Source organism: Ensifer sp. LBL (genome assembly GCF_050435225.1).
Lineage (GTDB): Bacteria > Pseudomonadota > Alphaproteobacteria > Rhizobiales > Rhizobiaceae > Ensifer.
In genome coordinates this window covers 1-17542 of sequence record NZ_JBNDJY010000013.1, presented here as the reverse complement: position 1 = coordinate 17542, position 17542 = coordinate 1, and the positions used below count along the sequence as shown (strand labels likewise).

Genomic DNA, 17542 nt, shown 5'->3' with positions numbered 1-17542 from the left:
GTTCCGATCGCGATGGAAGAAAAGCTGCGCTTCGCTATCCGCGAAGGCGGCCGTACCGTCGGCGCCGGCATCGTTGCCTCGATCGTCGAGTAATCTGCTGATTTCAAATCAGTAGAGAGGCCCCGCCGGCGACGGCGGGGCCTTTTTTGTTGGGGAGGATGCCAGCACGGCTTCGATCAAGGCGCGCTTGCCGCCGGTGTAGAATTCCCAGTCGCTGCCGGCTTCCGTGGCGAGCCGTCTTTTCAACGCCTCATATTGCGCGGCGTCGTCCGGTCTTTCCCGCAGTCGGTCCCGGAAGAGGAGGCGGGCCGCATGGGCGGCATTGCCTTCTCCGCAGAGGTAGAGCCGCGTACCATAGGGACGCGTTGCCGTCGTAAACGTCCAGAGGCCGCTTGCGTGCGGGTCACCGTGAAAGATGAAGCCTGCGTTGCAGAGGCGGGCGCTGAGCGCCGGCAGCGCCCCCAGGTCCGCTATCACCGCGTCGATATCGATCTTCGGCTTCGCGGCCAGTCCGGGTATCGCCGTGCTGCCGATGTGGTGGATCGCGCCGACGAAGGGAGAGAGCAGGGTGGCGATGGAAAGCGCCCGCTGCTCGAAGAGCGACGGCCAAAGCGGATCATATTCGACCAGCGTGATGCGCGGCATGCGAATCGATTCCGATGAAGAGGGCTTCCGCCAGGATAACGAATGCCCGAAGCGCCGCGAGCATTTCTGAGTGGCAAGGCAATGACTTGCCTTTCTTTGTGGGGCGCCCCGGCCGACAGGGCAGGGGATAGATGCAATTGAATGCGGATTTTTTCGGATCGGCGTTGAAAGGTGCTTGTCATCCTCCGGCAAACTGAATATGAAGCCGCTGACTTGAGGCGGCGACACGTTGTTAAACGGGCACGCAGCCGAATAGGGGTATAGCTCAGTTGGTAGAGCGGCGGTCTCCAAAACCGCAGGTCGGGGGTTCGAGCCCCTCTGCCCCTGCCATTCTCTCCAGGCTTGCATAAGCGCTGAGGGTTCGGCAGAGTAAGTTTAAGGATCGGTTAGCCGATCGACGAAATTCACAGAAAAGACTGATTGGCTCTTGTAGTTTTCAGAATCGGTCTTTATGTAGGGTCCAAACAGACACGCGGTGCGTGGGGCTGAATCATCGGCTTTACGCGCCGTAATGGCGTGAGCATTACATGGCATCCAAAACGAATCCGGTAACGTTTCTGCAGCAGGTTCGCTCTGAGACGTCGAAAGTGACCTGGCCCTCTCGGCGCGAGACGATGATCTCGACGCTGATGGTCTTTGTCATGGTCTTTTTTGCCGCTGCCTTCTTCTTTGCTGCGGACCAGTTGATGGGTTGGGCGATCGGCCTCATCCTCAACGTTGGCGCTTGATTGGGTGGAGGCTAGTATGGCTGCGCGCTGGTACATTGTTCACGCCTATTCGAACTTCGAAAAGAAGGTCGCTGAATCGATCGAGGAAAAGGCCAAGCAGAAGGGTCTCGAGCATCTGTTCGAGAAGATTCTCGTGCCGACCGAGAAGGTTGTCGAAGTGCGTCGTGGCCGCAAGGTCGACGCCGAGCGCAAGTTCTTTCCCGGCTACGTTCTGGTTCGCGCCAATCTGACGGACGAGGCATTCCACCTCATCAAGAACACGCCGAAGGTAACCGGCTTCCTCGGTACCGACAGCAAGCCCGTTCCGATTCCGGACCATGAAGCCGAGCGCATCCTCGGTCAGGTCCAGGATGGTGTCGAACGTCCGAAGCCTTCGGTCTCGTTCGAGATCGGCGAGCAGGTTCGCGTTTCGGACGGTCCGTTCGCTTCGTTCAACGGCGTCGTTCAGGATGTCGACGAAGAGCGTTCGCGCCTCAAGGTCGAAGTTTCGATCTTTGGTCGCGCGACCCCGGTCGAGCTGGAATACGGTCAGGTCGAGAAGGTCTGATAAGGCCTTAAAAGGATAGGGTGGGTTTCGGCCCATTCTGGCGGAGAAATCCGCATGCGCGTGGAAGGATGCCGGCCTTAGCCGGGTCGGATGTTCCGCACCACGCAACCGCAGCCGCCGATCCCCGTGATCGGCAAAAGTCGGGAAACCGGCGCAATTGATCCTCGGTGCGATCCGTCGCAAGGGGATTTCAGAAAGGCAGAGAGAAATGGCTAAGAAAGTTGCAGGCCAGCTCAAGCTGCAGGTGAAGGCTGGGTCGGCCAATCCGTCCCCGCCGATCGGTCCTGCGCTTGGTCAGCGTGGCATTAACATCATGGAATTCTGCAAGGCGTTCAATGCCGCCACGCAGGAAATGGAAAAGGGTATGCCGATCCCGGTCGTCATCACCTATTACCAGGACAAGTCCTTCACCTTCGTCATGAAGCAGCCGCCGGTCAGCTACTTCCTGAAGAAGGAAGCGAAGATCCAGTCCGGTTCGAAGACCCCCGGTAAGGGCGGTTCGGCCGGCAAGCTCACCAAGGCTCAGATCAAGTCGATCGCCGAAGCCAAGATGAAGGATCTCAATGCTGCCGATATCGAAGGCGCAATGGCCATGATCGAGGGCTCCGCCCGCGCTATGGGCCTGGAAGTGGTAGGCTAAGACCATGGCGAAGATTGCAAAGCGAGTACAGAAGTCCCGCGAGGGCGTTGACCCGACGAAGATCTACGGCCTCACCGAAGCCGTCTCGATGGTCAAGGAACGCGCAACTGCCAAGTTCGACGAAACCATCGAAGTTGCGATGAACCTCGGCGTTGACCCGCGCCACGCTGACCAGATGGTCCGCGGCGTTGTCAACCTGCCGAACGGCACCGGCCGCTCGGTTCGCGTCGCCGTTTTCGCACGTGGCGCCAAGGCTGATGAAGCCAAGGCTGCTGGTGCTGACGTCGTTGGCGCAGAAGAGCTCGTCGAAATCGTCCAGGGCGGCAAGATCGATTTCGATCGTTGCATCGCCACCCCGGACATGATGCCGCTCGTCGGCCGCCTCGGTAAGGTTCTCGGCCCGCGTGGCATGATGCCGAACCCGAAGGTCGGCACGGTTACGATGGATGTCGCTGGTGCCGTCAAGGCTTCCAAGGGCGGCGCCGTTGAATTCCGCGTCGAGAAGGCCGGTATCGTTCACGCTGGCATCGGCAAGGCGTCCTTCGACGCCAAGGCACTGGAAGAAAACATCCGCGCTTTCGCTGACGCCGTCGTCAAGGCGAAGCCGACCGGCGCCAAGGGCAACTACGTCAAGCGCGTCGCGATTTCGTCGACCATGGGCCCGGGTCTCAAGATCGACCCCGCCACGCTCAGCGTCGCCTAATGAATTTCGGGCTTCGGCCCGAGACTGAATTCCCGGCCTTTCGGGGCCGGGAATCCGGACGTTAAGTCCGGAACTCCTGTCCGAGATTGCGGGTGGTTATACCTTAATCACTTCGGCCTGCATGAGACGGGTAAGATCTGAATTTCACTATGGCGCCGGAGGCGTCGAAATTCGGTTCGAACCTCGCTTGCCTTGTGTCAGACCCGGCTCTTCCGGGAACGCCAAGGGACAGGATCCTTAAGCGTTATCAGGGATCGAGCAGATCTCGGGTGACAAAGGCAAACCCGATGGGGCTGCATTATTGCAACCCTGTCTACTGGAGACAGACAGTGGAAAGAGCGGAAAAACGCGAATTCGTCACGGAGCTGAACGAAGTCTTCAAGGCTTCCGGTTCGGTTGTCGTGGCCCACTATGCTGGTGTCACAGTTGCGCAGATGAACGACTTCCGTTCGAAGATGCGCGCTGCTGGCGGCACCGTCAAAGTCGCGAAAAACCGCCTGGCCAAGATCGCTCTTCAGGGCACCGAGTCGGAAGGGATGACGAATCTCTTCAAGGGTCAGACGCTGATCGCATACAGCGAAGACCCGATCACGGCTCCTAAGGTTGTCATGGATTTCGCCAAGACCAACGACAAGCTCGTTGTTCTCGGTGGCGCCATGGGCACGACCACGCTCAACGCCGAAGCAGTCAAGTCGCTCGCGACCCTGCCTTCGCTCGACGAGCTGCGCGCAAAGCTGCTGGGCCTTCTCAATGCCCCGGCAACCCGCGTCGCAACGGTTGTTCAGGCACCGGCAAGCCAGCTTGCTCGCGTGTTCTCGGCCTATGCCAAGAAGGACGAAGCCGCCTAAGGCGGATTTTCGCTGTTGTATTTAAAACCAGTTCGAACCGAACAAAAGGAAAAGTAAAATGGCTGATCTCGCAAAGATCGTTGAAGACCTCTCCTCGCTGACCGTTCTGGAAGCTGCTGAGCTTTCCAAGCTGCTCGAAGAGAAGTGGGGCGTTTCGGCTGCTGCTCCGGTAGCTGTCGCTGCTGCTGGCGGCGCTGCTGCTCCGGCTGCTGCTGAAGAAGAAAAGACCGAGTTTGACGTTATCCTCGTTGACGCTGGCGCCAACAAGATCAACGTCATCAAGGAAGTTCGCGGCATCACCGGCCTCGGCCTCAAGGAAGCCAAGGACCTGGTCGAAGGCGCTCCGAAGCCGGTTAAGGAAGCAGTTTCCAAGGCTGAAGCTGCTGACCTCAAGAAGAAGCTCGAAGACGCTGGCGCCAAGGTTGACGTCAAGTAATTCGGCTACATGCAAGGGGAGGTGGCCTTTTCAGGCCGCCTCTCTTTGACCGTTTTTGGAACATATTACCCAAAAGCCTGTCGAAAAACGGCTTTTGGGTAATGGGTTCTTCAAGAGGATGGTCTCGAACGGAAGGCAGCACAGCAATCCGCGCTGAGCGTTTTTCGTTGGTTGGACGAGATTGAACTACTCATTGATTGACGGGGTCGACTGGCCATCGGTTCCCGTCCGTTGCAGGCCCGGATGCAAGATTGACAAGGAGCGACGATGGCTCAGACCCTTTCGTTTAACGGTCGCAGGCGCGTACGCAAGTTTTTTGGTAAAATTCCAGAAGTCGCAGAAATGCCGAACCTCATCGAGGTTCAAAAGGCATCCTACGACCAGTTTCTGATGGTTGAAGAGCCCAAGGGCGGTCGCCCTGATGAAGGGCTCCAAGCTGTTTTCAAGTCCGTTTTCCCGATCAAGGATTTCTCGGGCGCATCGATGCTTGAATTCGTTTCGTACGAATTCGAGCCGCCGAAGTTCGACGTCGAAGAATGCCGTCAGCGCGATCTGACCTACGCAGCGCCGCTCAAGGTGACGTTGCGCCTCATCGTATTCGATATTGACGAGGATACCGGCGCGAAGTCGATCAAGGACATCAAGGAACAGAACGTCTACATGGGCGATATGCCGCTCATGACCGACAACGGTACCTTCATCGTCAACGGCACCGAGCGCGTCATCGTTTCGCAGATGCACCGTTCGCCGGGCGTGTTCTTCGACCACGACAAGGGCAAGAGCCACTCGTCGGGCAAGCTGCTCTTTGCAGCCCGCGTCATTCCTTACCGCGGTTCCTGGCTCGACATCGAGTTCGACGCCAAGGACATCGTTCACGCCCGTATCGACCGTCGCCGCAAGATTCCGGTGACGTCGCTGCTGATGGCGCTCGGTATGGACGGCGAGGAAATCCTCGACACCTTCTACACGAAGTCGCTCTACCAGCGCGACGGCGAAGGCTGGCGCGTGCCGTTCCAGCCGGACGCCCTTAAGGGCCAGAAGGCCATCACCGAGATGGTCGACGCCGACACCGGCGAAGTCGTTGTCGAAGCCGGCAAGAAGCTGACCCCGCGTCTGCTGCGCCAGCTGCAGGAAAAGGGCCTGAAGGCGCTCAAGGCGACCAATGATGACCTCTACGGCAACTACCTTGCCGAAGACGTGGTCAACTACAGCACCGGCGAGATCTATCTCGAAGCCGGCGACGAAATCGACGAGAAGACCCTTCCGGTCATCCTCTCGGCTGGTTTCGACGAGATCCCGGTTCTCGACATCGACCACATCAATGTCGGCGCCTACATCCGCAACACGCTGACCGTAGACAAGAACGAGAACCGTCAGGACGCCCTGTTCGACATCTACCGCGTCATGCGTCCGGGTGAACCGCCGACCATGGATTCCGCGGAGGCCATGTTCAACACGCTGTTCTTCGATGCCGAGCGCTACGACCTTTCGGCCGTCGGTCGCGTCAAGATGAACATGCGTCTCGACCTCGAAGTGGCCGACACCGTGCGCATCCTGCGCAAGGAAGACATCCTGGCTGTCGTCAAGATGCTCGTGGAGCTGCGTGACGGCAAGGGCGAGATTGACGACATCGACAACCTCGGCAACCGCCGTGTTCGTTCGGTCGGCGAGCTCATGGAGAACCAGTACCGTCTCGGCCTGCTCCGCATGGAGCGCGCGATCAAGGAACGTATGTCCTCGATCGAAATCGACACGGTCATGCCGCAGGACCTGATCAACGCGAAGCCGGCTGCTGCCGCCGTTCGCGAGTTCTTCGGCTCCTCGCAGCTGTCGCAGTTCATGGACCAGGTGAACCCGCTGTCGGAAATCACCCACAAGCGCCGTCTTTCGGCTCTTGGCCCGGGTGGTCTGACCCGCGAGCGCGCCGGCTTCGAAGTCCGCGACGTTCACCCGACCCACTACGGTCGTATTTGCCCGATCGAAACGCCGGAAGGCCCGAACATCGGTCTGATCAACTCGCTTGCAACCTTTGCCCGCGTCAACAAGTACGGCTTCATCGAAAGCCCGTACCGCAAGATCGTTGACGGTAAGGTGACGAACGACGTCGTCTATCTCTCCGCAATGGAAGAGGCGAAGTACCACGTCGCCCAGGCAAACTCGGTTCTCGAGAACGACGGCTCGTTCGCTGAAGAGTTCGTAGTTTGCCGTCACGCCGGCGAAGTTATGCTGGCGCCGCGCGACAACATCAACCTGATGGACGTTTCGCCGAAGCAGCTCGTTTCGGTCGCAGCGGCGCTCATCCCGTTCCTCGAGAACGACGACGCCAACCGCGCACTGATGGGCTCGAACATGCAGCGTCAGGCCGTGCCGCTGCTGCGTGCCGAAGCACCGTTCGTCGGTACCGGCATGGAGCCGGTCGTTGCCCGTGACTCCGGCGCTGCTATTGCAGCCCGTCGTGGCGGTGTCGTCGACCAGGTTGACGCGACCCGTATCGTTATCCGCGCCACCGAAGACCTCGATCCGTCGAAGTCGGGCGTCGATATCTACCGTCTGCAGAAGTTCCAGCGTTCGAACCAGAACACCTGCGTCAACCAGCGCCCGCTGGTCACCGTCGGTGACATCCTGAACAAGGGCGACATCATCGCTGACGGTCCGTCGACCGACCTCGGTGACCTGGCTCTCGGCCGCAACGCGCTCGTCGCGTTCATGCCGTGGAACGGCTACAACTACGAAGACTCGATCCTGCTCTCCGAGCGGATCGTGCGCGACGACGTGTTCACCTCCATCCACATCGAAGAATTCGAAGTGATGGCGCGTGACACCAAGCTGGGTCCGGAAGAAATCACCCGCGACATTCCGAACGTTTCGGAAGAAGCGCTGCGCAACCTCGACGAAGCCGGTATCGTTTACATCGGTGCAGAGGTTCAGCCGGGTGACATCCTCGTCGGCAAGATCACGCCGAAGGGCGAAAGCCCGATGACGCCGGAAGAAAAGCTTCTGCGCGCCATCTTCGGTGAAAAGGCCTCCGACGTTCGCGACACCTCGATGCGCATGCCCCCGGGCACCTTCGGTACCGTCGTCGAAGTTCGCGTCTTCAACCGCCACGGCGTTGAGAAGGACGAGCGCGCGATGGCGATCGAGCGCGAGGAAATCGAACGCCTCGCCAAGGACCGCGACGACGAACAGGCGATCCTGGACCGCAACGTCTACGCCCGTCTCGTCGACATGCTGCGTGGCCACACGGCCGTTGCCGGCCCGAAGGGCTTCAAGAAGGGCACCGAGCTTTCGAACCTCGTCGTTAGCGAATACCCCCGCTCGCAGTGGTGGATGTTCGCCGTCGAAGACGAAAAGGCTCAGGGCGAGATCGAAGCTCTGCGCGCCCAGTACGACGAATCCAAGTCGCGCCTTGAACAGCGCTTCATGGACAAGGTCGAGAAGGTCCAGCGCGGCGACGAAATGCCTCCGGGCGTCATGAAGATGGTCAAGGTCTTCGTCGCTGTGAAGCGCAAGATCCAGCCGGGTGACAAGATGGCCGGCCGTCACGGCAACAAGGGTGTCGTGTCGCGTATCGTGCCGATCGAAGACATGCCGTTCCTGGAAGACGGCACGCATGTCGACGTCGTTCTGAACCCGCTCGGCGTGCCTTCGCGTATGAACGTCGGCCAGATCCTCGAAACCCACCTTGGCTGGGCTTGCGCCGGCATGGGTCAGAAGATCGGCGCAATGCTCGACGCCTACAAGGCAGGTGCCGATATCCAGCCGCTGCGCGACACCATCGACAGCGTCATCGGGTCGGGCCCGAAGGGTGAGCCGATCAAGCAGTACGACGACGAGTCGATCGTGCGCCTGGCCGAGCAGACCCGTCGCGGCGTCTCGATCGCAACGCCGGTCTTCGACGGTGCTGTCGAAGCCGACGTCAACGAGATGCTGGAGCAGGCAGGTCTGAAGGTGACTGGTCAGTCGACGCTTTACGACGGCCGTACCGGCGATCAGTTCGACCGCCAGGTGACCGTGGGCTACATCTACATGTTGAAGCTCAACCACTTGGTCGACGACAAGATCCACGCCCGTTCGATCGGTCCGTACTCGCTCGTCACCCAGCAGCCGCTCGGTGGTAAGGCGCAGTTCGGCGGTCAGCGCTTCGGGGAAATGGAGGTCTGGGCGCTCGAAGCGTACGGCGCCGCCTACACCCTGCAGGAAATGCTGACGGTCAAGTCGGACGACGTTGCCGGTCGTACCAAGGTCTACGAAGCGATCGTCCGTGGCGACGATACTTTCGAAGCGGGCATTCCGGAGAGCTTCAACGTTCTCGTCAAGGAAATGCGCTCGCTGGGCCTTTCGGTCGAGCTCGAAAACTCGAAGGTCGACGAGGCTGGCGCGGCGCAATTGCCCGACGCAGCCGAGTAAAGAGACCCAAGGTGCGTGCCGCTCATGCGGCGCGCACCGTTTCCGCCGGGAGACGCTGACGTCTCCGGCAGGAACGAAGCCGCAGCCAATGCGGTTTTAGCTGTTTATGGGGCAGGGGCCGGCGCCCGGGATTTGTCGGCACCCTCGCCAAGCTCAGGGCGTAAAGCCCGTAAAGGAGACAGGCATGAACCAAGAGGTCATGAATCTTTTCAATCCGCAGGTGCCTGCACAGACCTTCGATTCCATTCGGATTTCGATCGCCTCGCCGGAGAAGATTCTTTCCTGGTCTTACGGTGAGATCAAGAAGCCGGAGACGATCAACTACCGCACGTTCAAGCCGGAACGCGACGGTCTGTTCTGCGCGCGCATCTTTGGACCGATCAAGGACTACGAGTGCCTGTGCGGCAAGTACAAGCGCATGAAGTACAAGGGCATCATCTGCGAAAAGTGCGGCGTCGAAGTGACGTTGTCGCGCGTTCGCCGTGAGCGCATGGGCCACATCGAGCTCGCTGCTCCCGTTGCCCACATCTGGTTCCTGAAGTCGCTGCCGAGCCGCATTTCCACGCTGCTCGACATGACGCTGAAGGATGTCGAGCGCGTTCTGTACTTCGAAAACTACATCGTCACCGAGCCGGGTCTGACGTCGCTGAAGGAAAACCAGCTCCTCAGCGAAGAAGACTACATGCTCGCCGTTGACGAATTCGGCGAAGACCAGTTCACTGCCATGATCGGCGCCGAAGCGATCTATGAAATGCTCGCTTCGATGAACCTGGAAAAGATCGCCGGTGACCTGCGCGCCGAGCTCGCTGAGACGACCTCGGATCTGAAGCAGAAGAAGCTGATGAAGCGGCTGAAGATCGTCGAGAACTTCATGGATTCCGGCAACCGCCCGGAATGGATGATCATGAAGGTCGTTCCGGTGATCCCGCCGGATCTGCGTCCGCTGGTTCCGCTCGACGGCGGCCGCTTCGCGACGTCGGATCTGAACGATCTCTATCGCCGCGTCATCAACCGTAACAACCGTCTGAAGCGCCTGATCGAACTGCGCGCTCCGGGCATCATCATCCGCAACGAAAAGCGCATGCTGCAGGAATCTGTCGATGCGCTGTTCGACAACGGCCGTCGTGGCCGCGTCATCACCGGCGCCAACAAGCGTCCGCTGAAGTCGCTGTCCGACATGCTCAAGGGCAAGCAGGGCCGCTTCCGTCAGAACCTGCTCGGCAAGCGCGTCGACTATTCTGGCCGTTCGGTCATCGTGACCGGTCCGGAACTGAAGCTGCACCAGTGCGGCCTGCCGAAGAAGATGGCGCTCGAGCTGTTCAAGCCGTTCATCTATGCACGTCTTGACGCCAAGGGCTTCTCGTCCACCGTCAAGCAGGCAAAGAAGCTCGTCGAAAAGGAAAAGCCGGAAGTCTGGGATATCCTCGACGAGGTCATCCGCGAGCATCCGGTTCTCTTGAACCGTGCACCGACGCTGCACCGCCTGGGCATCCAGGCCTTCGAACCGACCCTGGTCGAAGGCAAGGCGATCCAGCTGCACCCGCTCGTCTGCACGGCCTTCAACGCCGACTTCGACGGCGACCAGATGGCCGTTCACGTGCCGCTGTCGCTCGAAGCACAGCTCGAAGCCCGCGTGCTGATGATGTCGACGAACAACATCCTGCACCCGGCAAACGGCGCACCGATCATCGTTCCGTCGCAGGACATGGTTCTCGGTCTCTACTATTTGTCGATCCTGAACCAGAACGAGCCGGGCGAAGGCATGGCGTTCTCGGACATGGGCGAGCTGCACCACGCGCTCGAAACCAAGGCCGTGACGCTGCACGCCAAGATCCGTGGCCGCTTCAAGACCGTCGACGCCGAGGGCAACCCGGTTTCGAAGATCTATGAAACCACGCCTGGCCGTATGATCATCGGCGAGCTGCTGCCGCGCAACGTCAACGTGCCGTTCGACACCTGCAACCAGGAAATGACCAAGAAGAACATCTCCAAGATGATCGACACGGTCTACCGCCATTGCGGCCAGAAGGACACGGTCATCTTCTGCGACCGCATCATGCAGCTCGGCTTCGCCCATGCCTGCCGCGCCGGCATTTCGTTCGGCAAGGACGACATGGTCATTCCGGACACCAAGGTGAAGATCGTCGGCGACACTGAAGCGCTCGTGAAGGAATACGAGCAGCAGTACAACGACGGCCTCATCACCCAGGGCGAAAAGTACAACAAGGTTGTCGACGCCTGGGGCAAGGCGACCGAAAAGGTCGCCGAAGAAATGATGGCCCGCATCAAGGCGGTCGAGTTCGACGACAATGGTCGCCAGAAGCCGATGAACTCGATCTACATGATGTCGCACTCGGGTGCTCGTGGTTCTCCGAATCAGATGCGCCAGCTGGGCGGCATGCGCGGCCTCATGGCCAAGCCGTCGGGCGAAATCATCGAGACGCCGATCATCTCGAACTTCAAGGAAGGCCTGACCGTTAACGAGTACTTCAACTCGACACACGGTGCCCGTAAGGGTTTGGCAGACACCGCCTTGAAGACCGCGAACTCCGGTTACCTGACCCGCCGTCTCGTCGACGTCGCGCAGGATTGCATCGTCAACTCCGTCGATTGCGGCACCGACAAGGGCCTCACCATGACGGCGATCGTCGATGCCGGTCAGGTCGTGGCTTCGCTTGGTGCTCGTATTCTCGGCCGTACGGCTCTGGACGATATCGATCACCCGGTCACGGGCGCTCGCATCGTCGATGCCGGCCGGATGATCCTTGAACCGGATGTCATCGAGATCGAAAAGGCTGGCATTCAGTCGATCCGTATCCGCTCGGCGCTGACCTGCGAAATCCAGACGGGCGTTTGCGGCGTCTGCTACGGCCGCGACCTGGCTCGTGGTACGCCGGTCAACATGGGCGAAGCGGTTGGCGTTATCGCCGCACAGTCGATCGGTGAACCGGGCACCCAGCTCACCATGCGTACCTTCCACTTGGGTGGTACGGCGACCGTGGTCGACCAGTCGTTCCTGGAAGCGTCCTACGAAGGTACGGTTCAGATCAAGAACCGCAACATGTTGCGCAACTCGGACGGCGTTCTCGTCGCCATGGGTCGTAACATGGCCGTCCAGATCCTGGATGAACGTGGCGTCGAGCGCTCTTCGCAGCGTGTTGCCTACGGTTCGAAGATCCTCGTCGACGATGGCGACAAGGTGAAGCGCGGTCAGCGTCTCGCCGAGTGGGACCCCTACACCCGTCCGATGATGACGGAAGTGGAAGGTACCGTTCACTTCGAAGACGTCGTTGACGGCATCTCGGTTCTGGAAGCGACCGACGAGTCCACGGGCATCACCAAGCGTCAGGTTATCGATTGGCGTTCGACGCCGCGCGGTACCGACCTGAAGCCGGCGATCGTCATCAAGGACAAGAACGGCGCAGTCATGAAGCTGTCGCGTGGTGGCGACGCCCGCTTCATGCTTTCGGTCGACGCCATTCTGTCGGTCGAGCCGGGCACGAAGGTTTCGCAGGGTGACGTGCTTGCACGTTCGCCGCTCGAAAGCGCCAAGACCAAGGACATCACCGGTGGTCTGCCGCGCGTTGCCGAACTGTTCGAAGCACGTCGTCCGAAGGACCATGCCATCATCGCTGAGATCGATGGTACGATCCGCTTCGGCCGCGACTACAAGAACAAGCGTCGCGTTCTGATCGAGCCTGCGGAAGACGGTGTCGAGCCGGTCGAATACCTGATCCCGAAGGGCAAGCCCTTCCATCTTCAGGATGGCGACTACATCGAAAAGGGCGACTACATCCTCGACGGCAACCCGGCGCCGCACGACATCCTGGCGATCAAGGGCGTGGAAGCACTTGCTTCCTACCTGGTCAACGAAATCCAGGAAGTCTACCGACTGCAGGGCGTTGTCATCAACGACAAGCACATCGAGGTAATCGTCCGTCAGATGCTGCAGAAGGTTGAAATCACCGACGCCGGTGACTCGACCTACATCGTCGGCGACAACGTCGACCGCATCGAGCTCGAAGACGTCAACGATGGCCTGATCGAACAGGGCAAGAAGCCGGCTTACGGCGATCCGGTCCTGCTCGGCATCACCAAGGCCTCGCTGCAGACGCCGTCGTTCATCTCGGCAGCGTCGTTCCAGGAGACCACGAAGGTCCTCACGGAAGCCGCAATTGCCGGCAAGACCGACGGCCTGCAGGGTCTGAAGGAAAACGTCATCGTCGGCCGTCTGATCCCGGCCGGTACCGGTGGCACGATGACCCAGATCCGTCGCATCGCAACCGCGCGCGACGAAATGATCCTGGAAGAGCGTCGTCGTGGCACGGGTGCGGATGTCGCAACGCCGATGCTCGCCGATCTCGCCAACGAGAACGCGGCAGCCGAATAATCGGGGAGGGCGGTCTCGCCCTCTTGATCCCAAAAAAGAAGCCGCCGGGAGCAATCCCGGCGGCTTCTTCATGTGTGATGTGCCGCCGCGAGCGGCGGAATTCGTTTCCGGCTGATCAGCTGAAGCGGATGATCGCGACTTCGCCTTCGAGCGCGCCCTGATAGGCGGAGGCGTGCGGCTCTTCGCTCGGAACGTCGGTCAATGTGCCGATCTGGTCCAGGTCGGCCTCCAGAAAACCTTCTTCGGCAAGCGCGTTGAGCGCCTCGCGCACCGCGGTGTCGTCGTCGGGCGCCTTCAGCATCACGTGAATGTCCACGCCGTCCTCGTCGCCGTCGGTCTCGTAGGCCTTGCCGATGATGATGAACACCATCGGCTCGTCCGGGGCATTGTCGTTGTCTGGGGTGACGGCCATTTTGTTTCCTTTCGAATGGGCTTGGTGCGACCTTAGCGTCCTTTTTGAATCAGCGCGATGGAAATGCAGTGGCGCGCGGACGCTTGCCGTGGAGAGCGAGTCGATCGTGGTGGAAAACCCCCACAAAGTGGTTGCCGATTCCTTAATCCCGTCAGACACTCCGGGCATAGAGGGGCAGATGAGGCGGGCGCCAGGCGCCAAACCATGTGCAAAAGCCTTGTTTTTCAGGCATGCCGGGCGAACGCGTCCGGGAATATTTCTTAATTGCCCTTGACTGTTCGCCTTGAAATCAGTACACCCCGCCGCATCGGAGCCCATGTGAGGCTGGCTGGTTCGGAACGTCGCGTTCTGAAGTTCGCCTCAAACAAGGTTCGAAACGCACGCTGACGACTACAATGCTGCACGCACGACGCACGAAATAGTGCGTCCTCTGCTTTATTTGGGGCCATCTGCGGAAAAGGCGGATCGGCCCTTGTTTTGCGCATTTCATGAGGCGTTCGAAACTGCCGGCGACGGCAACGATCCGCCCGCAAGGGTAATGTGACAAGATTTTGCAAGGGATGGGTATATGCCTACCGTAAACCAGCTGATCCGTAAGCCTCGTCAGGCACAGGTAAAGCGCAACAAGGTTCCTGCTCTGCAGGAAAACCCGCAGAAGCGTGGCGTTTGCACCCGCGTTTACACGACGACCCCGAAGAAGCCGAACTCGGCTCTGCGTAAGGTTGCCAAGATTCGCCTGACGAACGGCTTCGAAGTCATCGGCTACATTCCGGGTGAAGGCCACAACCTTCAGGAACACTCGGTCGTGATGATCCGTGGCGGCCGCGTTAAGGACCTTCCGGGCGTTCGTTATCACATCATCCGTGGTGTTCTCGATACCCAGGGCGTCAAGAACCGCAAGCAGCGCCGTTCGAAGTACGGTGCGAAGCGTCCGAAGTAATTCGGTTTTGAAAATCCCGGCGCTGCGCGAGGTCCTCCGCGTGGTAGAGCGCTAAATAGTTTGAAGAGACGAGAAGTATGTCCAGACGTCATAGAGCAGAAAAGCGTGAGATCAACCCGGATCCGAAGTTCGGTGATCTGGTTGTCACGAAGTTCATGAACGCGATCATGCTGCACGGCAAGAAGTCGGTCGCTGAAAGCATCGTTTACGGTGCGTTCGATGCGGTTCAGACCAAGCTGAAGCAGGAGCCGATCGCTGTATTCCATTCCGCGCTCGACAACATCGCGCCGCACGTCGAAGTGCGTTCGCGTCGCGTTGGTGGTGCAACCTACCAGGTTCCGGTCGACGTTCGTCCGGAGCGCCGTCAGGCTCTCGCCATCCGTTGGCTGATCACGGCTGCACGCAAGCGCAACGAAACGACCATGGTTGATCGCCTCTGCGGCGAACTCATGGACGCAGCGAACAACCGTGGTAGCGCCGTGAAGAAGCGCGAAGACACGCACAAGATGGCTGATGCCAACCGTGCGTTCTCGCACTATCGCTGGTAATTCTGGCGCGAACGTCTCAAGAGGCAGTCCACTATGGCACGCGAATACAAAATCGAAGATTACCGTAACTTCGGTATCATGGCGCACATCGACGCCGGCAAGACCACGACGACCGAGCGCATCCTTTACTACACCGGCAAGTCCCACAAGATCGGCGAAGTCCATGACGGCGCCGCTACCATGGACTGGATGGAGCAGGAGCAGGAACGCGGCATCACGATCACGTCTGCTGCGACGACCACCTTCTGGAAGGGTCGTGACGGCAAGGCTCGCCGCTTCAACATCATCGACACCCCCGGCCACGTTGACTTCACCATCGAAGTCGAGCGTTCGCTGCGCGTCCTCGACGGCGCTATCGCGCTTCTCGATGCCAACGCCGGTGTTGAGCCGCAGACGGAAACCGTCTGGCGTCAGGCGGAAAAGTACAACGTTCCGCGCATGATCTTCTGCAACAAGATGGACAAGACCGGCGCGGACTTCTACCGCTCGGTCGAGATGATCAAGACCCGTCTGGGCGCGATCGCCGTCGTCATGCAGCTGCCGATCGGCGCTGAAACCGAGTTCAAGGGTGTTATCGACCTGGTCGAGATGAACGCTCTCGTCTGGCGCGACGAATCGCTCGGCGCCCAGTGGGACGTCGTCGAGATCCCGGACGACATGAAGGACAAGGCTGAAGAATATCGCGAAAAGCTGATCGAGACCGTTGTCGAGATCGACGAAGCCGCGATGGAAGCCTACCTCGAAGGCAACATGCCCTCGAACGACAAGATCCGCGAACTCGTTCGCCGCGGCACCATCGACGTGAAGTTCCACCCGATGTTCTGCGGTACCGCGTTCAAGAACAAGGGCGTTCAGCCGCTTCTCGACGCGGTTGTCGACTACCTGCCGTCGCCGCTCGACATTCCGGCGATCAAGGGCATCGACGCCAAGACCGAAGCTGAAATCGAACGTCATGCTGACGATGCCGAGCCGCTTTCGATGCTCGCGTTCAAGATCATGAACGACCCCTTCGTCGGTTCGCTGACCTTCGCACGCATCTACTCGGGCAAGCTCGAAAAGGGCTCGTCTGTCATGAACACGGTCAAGGACAAGCGCGAGCGCGTCGGCCGCATGCTGCAGATGCACTCGAACAGCCGTGAAGACATCGAAGAAGCCTTTGCAGGCGACATCGTTGCTCTCGCCGGTCTCAAGGAAACCACCACGGGTGACACGCTCTGCGACCCGCTGAAGCCGGTTATCCTCGAGCGCATGGAATTCCCCGAGCCGGTCATCCAGATCGCGATCGAGCCGAAGTCCAAGGGCGACCAGGAAAAGATGGGCCTCGCCCTCAACCGCCTGGCAGCTGAAGACCCGTCGTTCCGCGTCAAGACCGACCAGGAATCCGGCCAGACGATCATCGCTGGCATGGGCGAACTTCACCTCGACATCATCGTCGACCGTATGCGTCGCGAGTTCAAGGTTGAAGCCAACGTCGGTGCTCCGCAGGTTGCCTACCGCGAAACCATCACGCGTCAGCACGAAGAAGACTACACGCACAAGAAGCAGTCCGGTGGTACCGGTCAGTTCGCGCGCGTCAAGCTCGTGTTCGAACCGAACCCGGATGGCGAAGATTTCGTCTTCGAATCCAAGATCGTCGGCGGTGCTGTTCCGAAGGAATACATCCCGGGCGTTCAGAAGGGTATCGAAAGCGTTCTGTCTTCGGGTCCGCTCGCTGGCTTCCCGATGCTCGGCGTCAAGGCGACGCTCATCGACGGTGCATTCCACGACGTCGACTCGTCGGTTCTCGCCTTCGAAATCGCATCGCGTGCTTGCTTCCGTGAAGCGGCCAAGAAGGCTGGTGCACAGCTTCTCGAGCCGATGATGAAGGTCGAAGTCGTAACGCCGGAAGACTACGTCGGCGACGTTATCGGCGACCTGAACTCCCGCCGTGGCCAGATCCAGGGCCAGGAATCGCGTGGCGTTGCCGTTGTGATCAACGCAAACGTTCCGCTGGCGAACATGTTCAAGTACGTCGACAACCTGCGCTCCATGTCTCAGGGCCGCGCGCAGTACACGATGACCTTCGATCACTACGCGCCGGTTCCGTCGAACGTCGCGCAGGAAATCCAGGCGAAGTATTCCGGTCAGAAGTGACCGGAATACCCAGACGCTGACAGAAGTTAAAAGTTTTCCCCGGTAGGGGATAGAAAACGGAGAGCCGGAAATGGCAAAGAGCAAATTTGAGCGCAACAAGCCGCACGTTAACATTGGCACGATTGGCCACGTTGACCATGGCAAGACGTCGCTGACCGCAGCGAT

Annotated in this window: 14 protein-coding genes, 1 tRNA gene and 1 pseudogene; 14 read left to right on the top strand and 2 right to left on the bottom strand. The window is 59.7% G+C overall.

From position 1 onward, the window contains the following. Positions 1-93, top strand: a pseudogene (locus OKW20_RS30940) (elongation factor Tu); the annotation flags it as partial. Between the two features lie 15 nt (positions 94-108). Here OKW20_RS30940 and OKW20_RS30935 read toward each other — a convergent pair. Continuing rightward, entirely contained in the window at positions 109-645 is a 537-nt protein-coding gene (locus OKW20_RS30935; RefSeq protein WP_429178393.1) for a GrpB family protein, read from the bottom strand. Between the two features lie 254 nt (positions 646-899). Here OKW20_RS30935 and OKW20_RS30930 point away from each other — a divergent pair. The 9 genes from OKW20_RS30930 to rpoC all read left to right on the top strand — a co-directional run bounded on the left by OKW20_RS30930 (position 900) and on the right by rpoC (position 13344). Beyond that, positions 900-975, top strand: a tRNA-Trp gene (locus tag OKW20_RS30930). A gap of 197 nt (positions 976-1172) precedes the next feature. Then, the gene (gene secE / locus OKW20_RS30925; RefSeq protein ID WP_034795473.1) at positions 1173-1373 is read left to right on the top strand and encodes a preprotein translocase subunit SecE; all 201 of its coding nucleotides are present in this window, start codon (positions 1173-1175) and stop codon (positions 1371-1373) included. Between the two features lie 16 nt (positions 1374-1389). Continuing rightward, positions 1390-1920, top strand: a complete 531-nt coding sequence (gene nusG, locus OKW20_RS30920) for a transcription termination/antitermination protein NusG (RefSeq protein WP_034795476.1) — start codon at positions 1390-1392, stop codon at positions 1918-1920. 208 nt (positions 1921-2128) lie between these two features. Beyond that, positions 2129-2560, top strand: a complete 432-nt coding sequence (rplK, locus tag OKW20_RS30915) for a 50S ribosomal protein L11 (RefSeq protein ID WP_043626293.1) — start codon at positions 2129-2131, stop codon at positions 2558-2560. Between the two features lie 4 nt (positions 2561-2564). Next, positions 2565-3263, top strand: a complete 699-nt coding sequence (rplA, locus tag OKW20_RS30910; RefSeq protein WP_043626296.1) for a 50S ribosomal protein L1 — start codon at positions 2565-2567, stop codon at positions 3261-3263. Positions 3264-3592: 329 nt separating this feature from the next. Beyond that, positions 3593-4111 (top strand): 50S ribosomal protein L10, encoded by a 519-nt coding sequence (rplJ, locus tag OKW20_RS30905; protein WP_034795485.1) that lies wholly within the window; start codon positions 3593-3595, stop codon positions 4109-4111. Between the two features lie 58 nt (positions 4112-4169). Continuing rightward, positions 4170-4547: a 50S ribosomal protein L7/L12 gene (gene rplL / locus OKW20_RS30900; protein ID WP_034795489.1), complete on the top strand. Its 378-nt coding sequence runs from the start codon at positions 4170-4172 to the stop codon at positions 4545-4547. Positions 4548-4814: 267 nt separating this feature from the next. After that, positions 4815-8954, top strand: coding sequence for a DNA-directed RNA polymerase subunit beta (gene rpoB, locus OKW20_RS30895; RefSeq protein WP_034795492.1), 4140 nt, complete (start codon positions 4815-4817; stop codon positions 8952-8954). A gap of 184 nt (positions 8955-9138) precedes the next feature. After that, entirely contained in the window at positions 9139-13344 is a 4206-nt protein-coding gene (rpoC, locus tag OKW20_RS30890) for a DNA-directed RNA polymerase subunit beta' (protein ID WP_043626302.1), read from the top strand. Between the two features lie 115 nt (positions 13345-13459). Here rpoC and OKW20_RS30885 read toward each other — a convergent pair whose 3' ends face one another. Further along, the gene (locus OKW20_RS30885) at positions 13460-13756 is read right to left on the bottom strand and encodes a hypothetical protein (protein ID WP_034795498.1); all 297 of its coding nucleotides are present in this window, start codon (positions 13754-13756) and stop codon (positions 13460-13462) included. 568 nt (positions 13757-14324) lie between these two features. Between OKW20_RS30885 and rpsL the strand changes: the two genes are divergently transcribed. The 4 genes from rpsL to OKW20_RS30865 all read left to right on the top strand — a co-directional run. Next, positions 14325-14696: a 30S ribosomal protein S12 gene (gene rpsL / locus OKW20_RS30880; RefSeq protein WP_003507760.1), complete on the top strand. Its 372-nt coding sequence runs from the start codon at positions 14325-14327 to the stop codon at positions 14694-14696. A gap of 77 nt (positions 14697-14773) precedes the next feature. Further along, on the top strand, positions 14774-15244 hold the full coding sequence (gene rpsG / locus OKW20_RS30875) for a 30S ribosomal protein S7 (protein WP_043626305.1): 471 nt from the start codon (positions 14774-14776) through the stop codon (positions 15242-15244). Positions 15245-15277: 33 nt separating this feature from the next. Continuing rightward, a complete protein-coding gene (gene fusA / locus OKW20_RS30870) occupies positions 15278-17377 on the top strand; it encodes an elongation factor G (RefSeq protein WP_043626308.1) in 2100 nt (699 codons plus the stop codon). Positions 17378-17447: 70 nt separating this feature from the next. Beyond that, positions 17448-17542: GTP-binding protein (locus OKW20_RS30865; RefSeq protein WP_018010120.1), on the top strand; the 95-nt coding region annotated here is incomplete at its 3' end.

Excerpts from the sequence above, each read along its gene's own strand:
- OKW20_RS30935 (WP_429178393.1), bottom strand. The coding sequence starts at position 645 with ATGCCGCGCATCACGCTGGTCGAATATGATCCGCTTTGGCCGTCGCTC.
- secE (WP_034795473.1), top strand. The coding sequence starts at position 1,173 with ATGGCATCCAAAACGAATCCGGTAACGTTTCTGCAGCAGGTTCGCTCT.
- nusG (WP_034795476.1), top strand. The coding sequence starts at position 1,390 with ATGGCTGCGCGCTGGTACATTGTTCACGCCTATTCGAACTTCGAAAAG.
- rplK (WP_043626293.1), top strand. The coding sequence starts at position 2,129 with ATGGCTAAGAAAGTTGCAGGCCAGCTCAAGCTGCAGGTGAAGGCTGGG.
- rplA (WP_043626296.1), top strand. The coding sequence starts at position 2,565 with ATGGCGAAGATTGCAAAGCGAGTACAGAAGTCCCGCGAGGGCGTTGAC.
- rplL (WP_034795489.1), top strand. The coding sequence starts at position 4,170 with ATGGCTGATCTCGCAAAGATCGTTGAAGACCTCTCCTCGCTGACCGTT.
- rpoB (WP_034795492.1), top strand. The coding sequence starts at position 4,815 with ATGGCTCAGACCCTTTCGTTTAACGGTCGCAGGCGCGTACGCAAGTTT.
- rpoC (WP_043626302.1), top strand. The coding sequence starts at position 9,139 with ATGAACCAAGAGGTCATGAATCTTTTCAATCCGCAGGTGCCTGCACAG.
- OKW20_RS30885 (WP_034795498.1), bottom strand. The coding sequence starts at position 13,756 with ATGGCCGTCACCCCAGACAACGACAATGCCCCGGACGAGCCGATGGTG.
- rpsL (WP_003507760.1), top strand. The coding sequence starts at position 14,325 with ATGCCTACCGTAAACCAGCTGATCCGTAAGCCTCGTCAGGCACAGGTA.
- rpsG (WP_043626305.1), top strand. The coding sequence starts at position 14,774 with ATGTCCAGACGTCATAGAGCAGAAAAGCGTGAGATCAACCCGGATCCG.
- fusA (WP_043626308.1), top strand. The coding sequence starts at position 15,278 with ATGGCACGCGAATACAAAATCGAAGATTACCGTAACTTCGGTATCATG.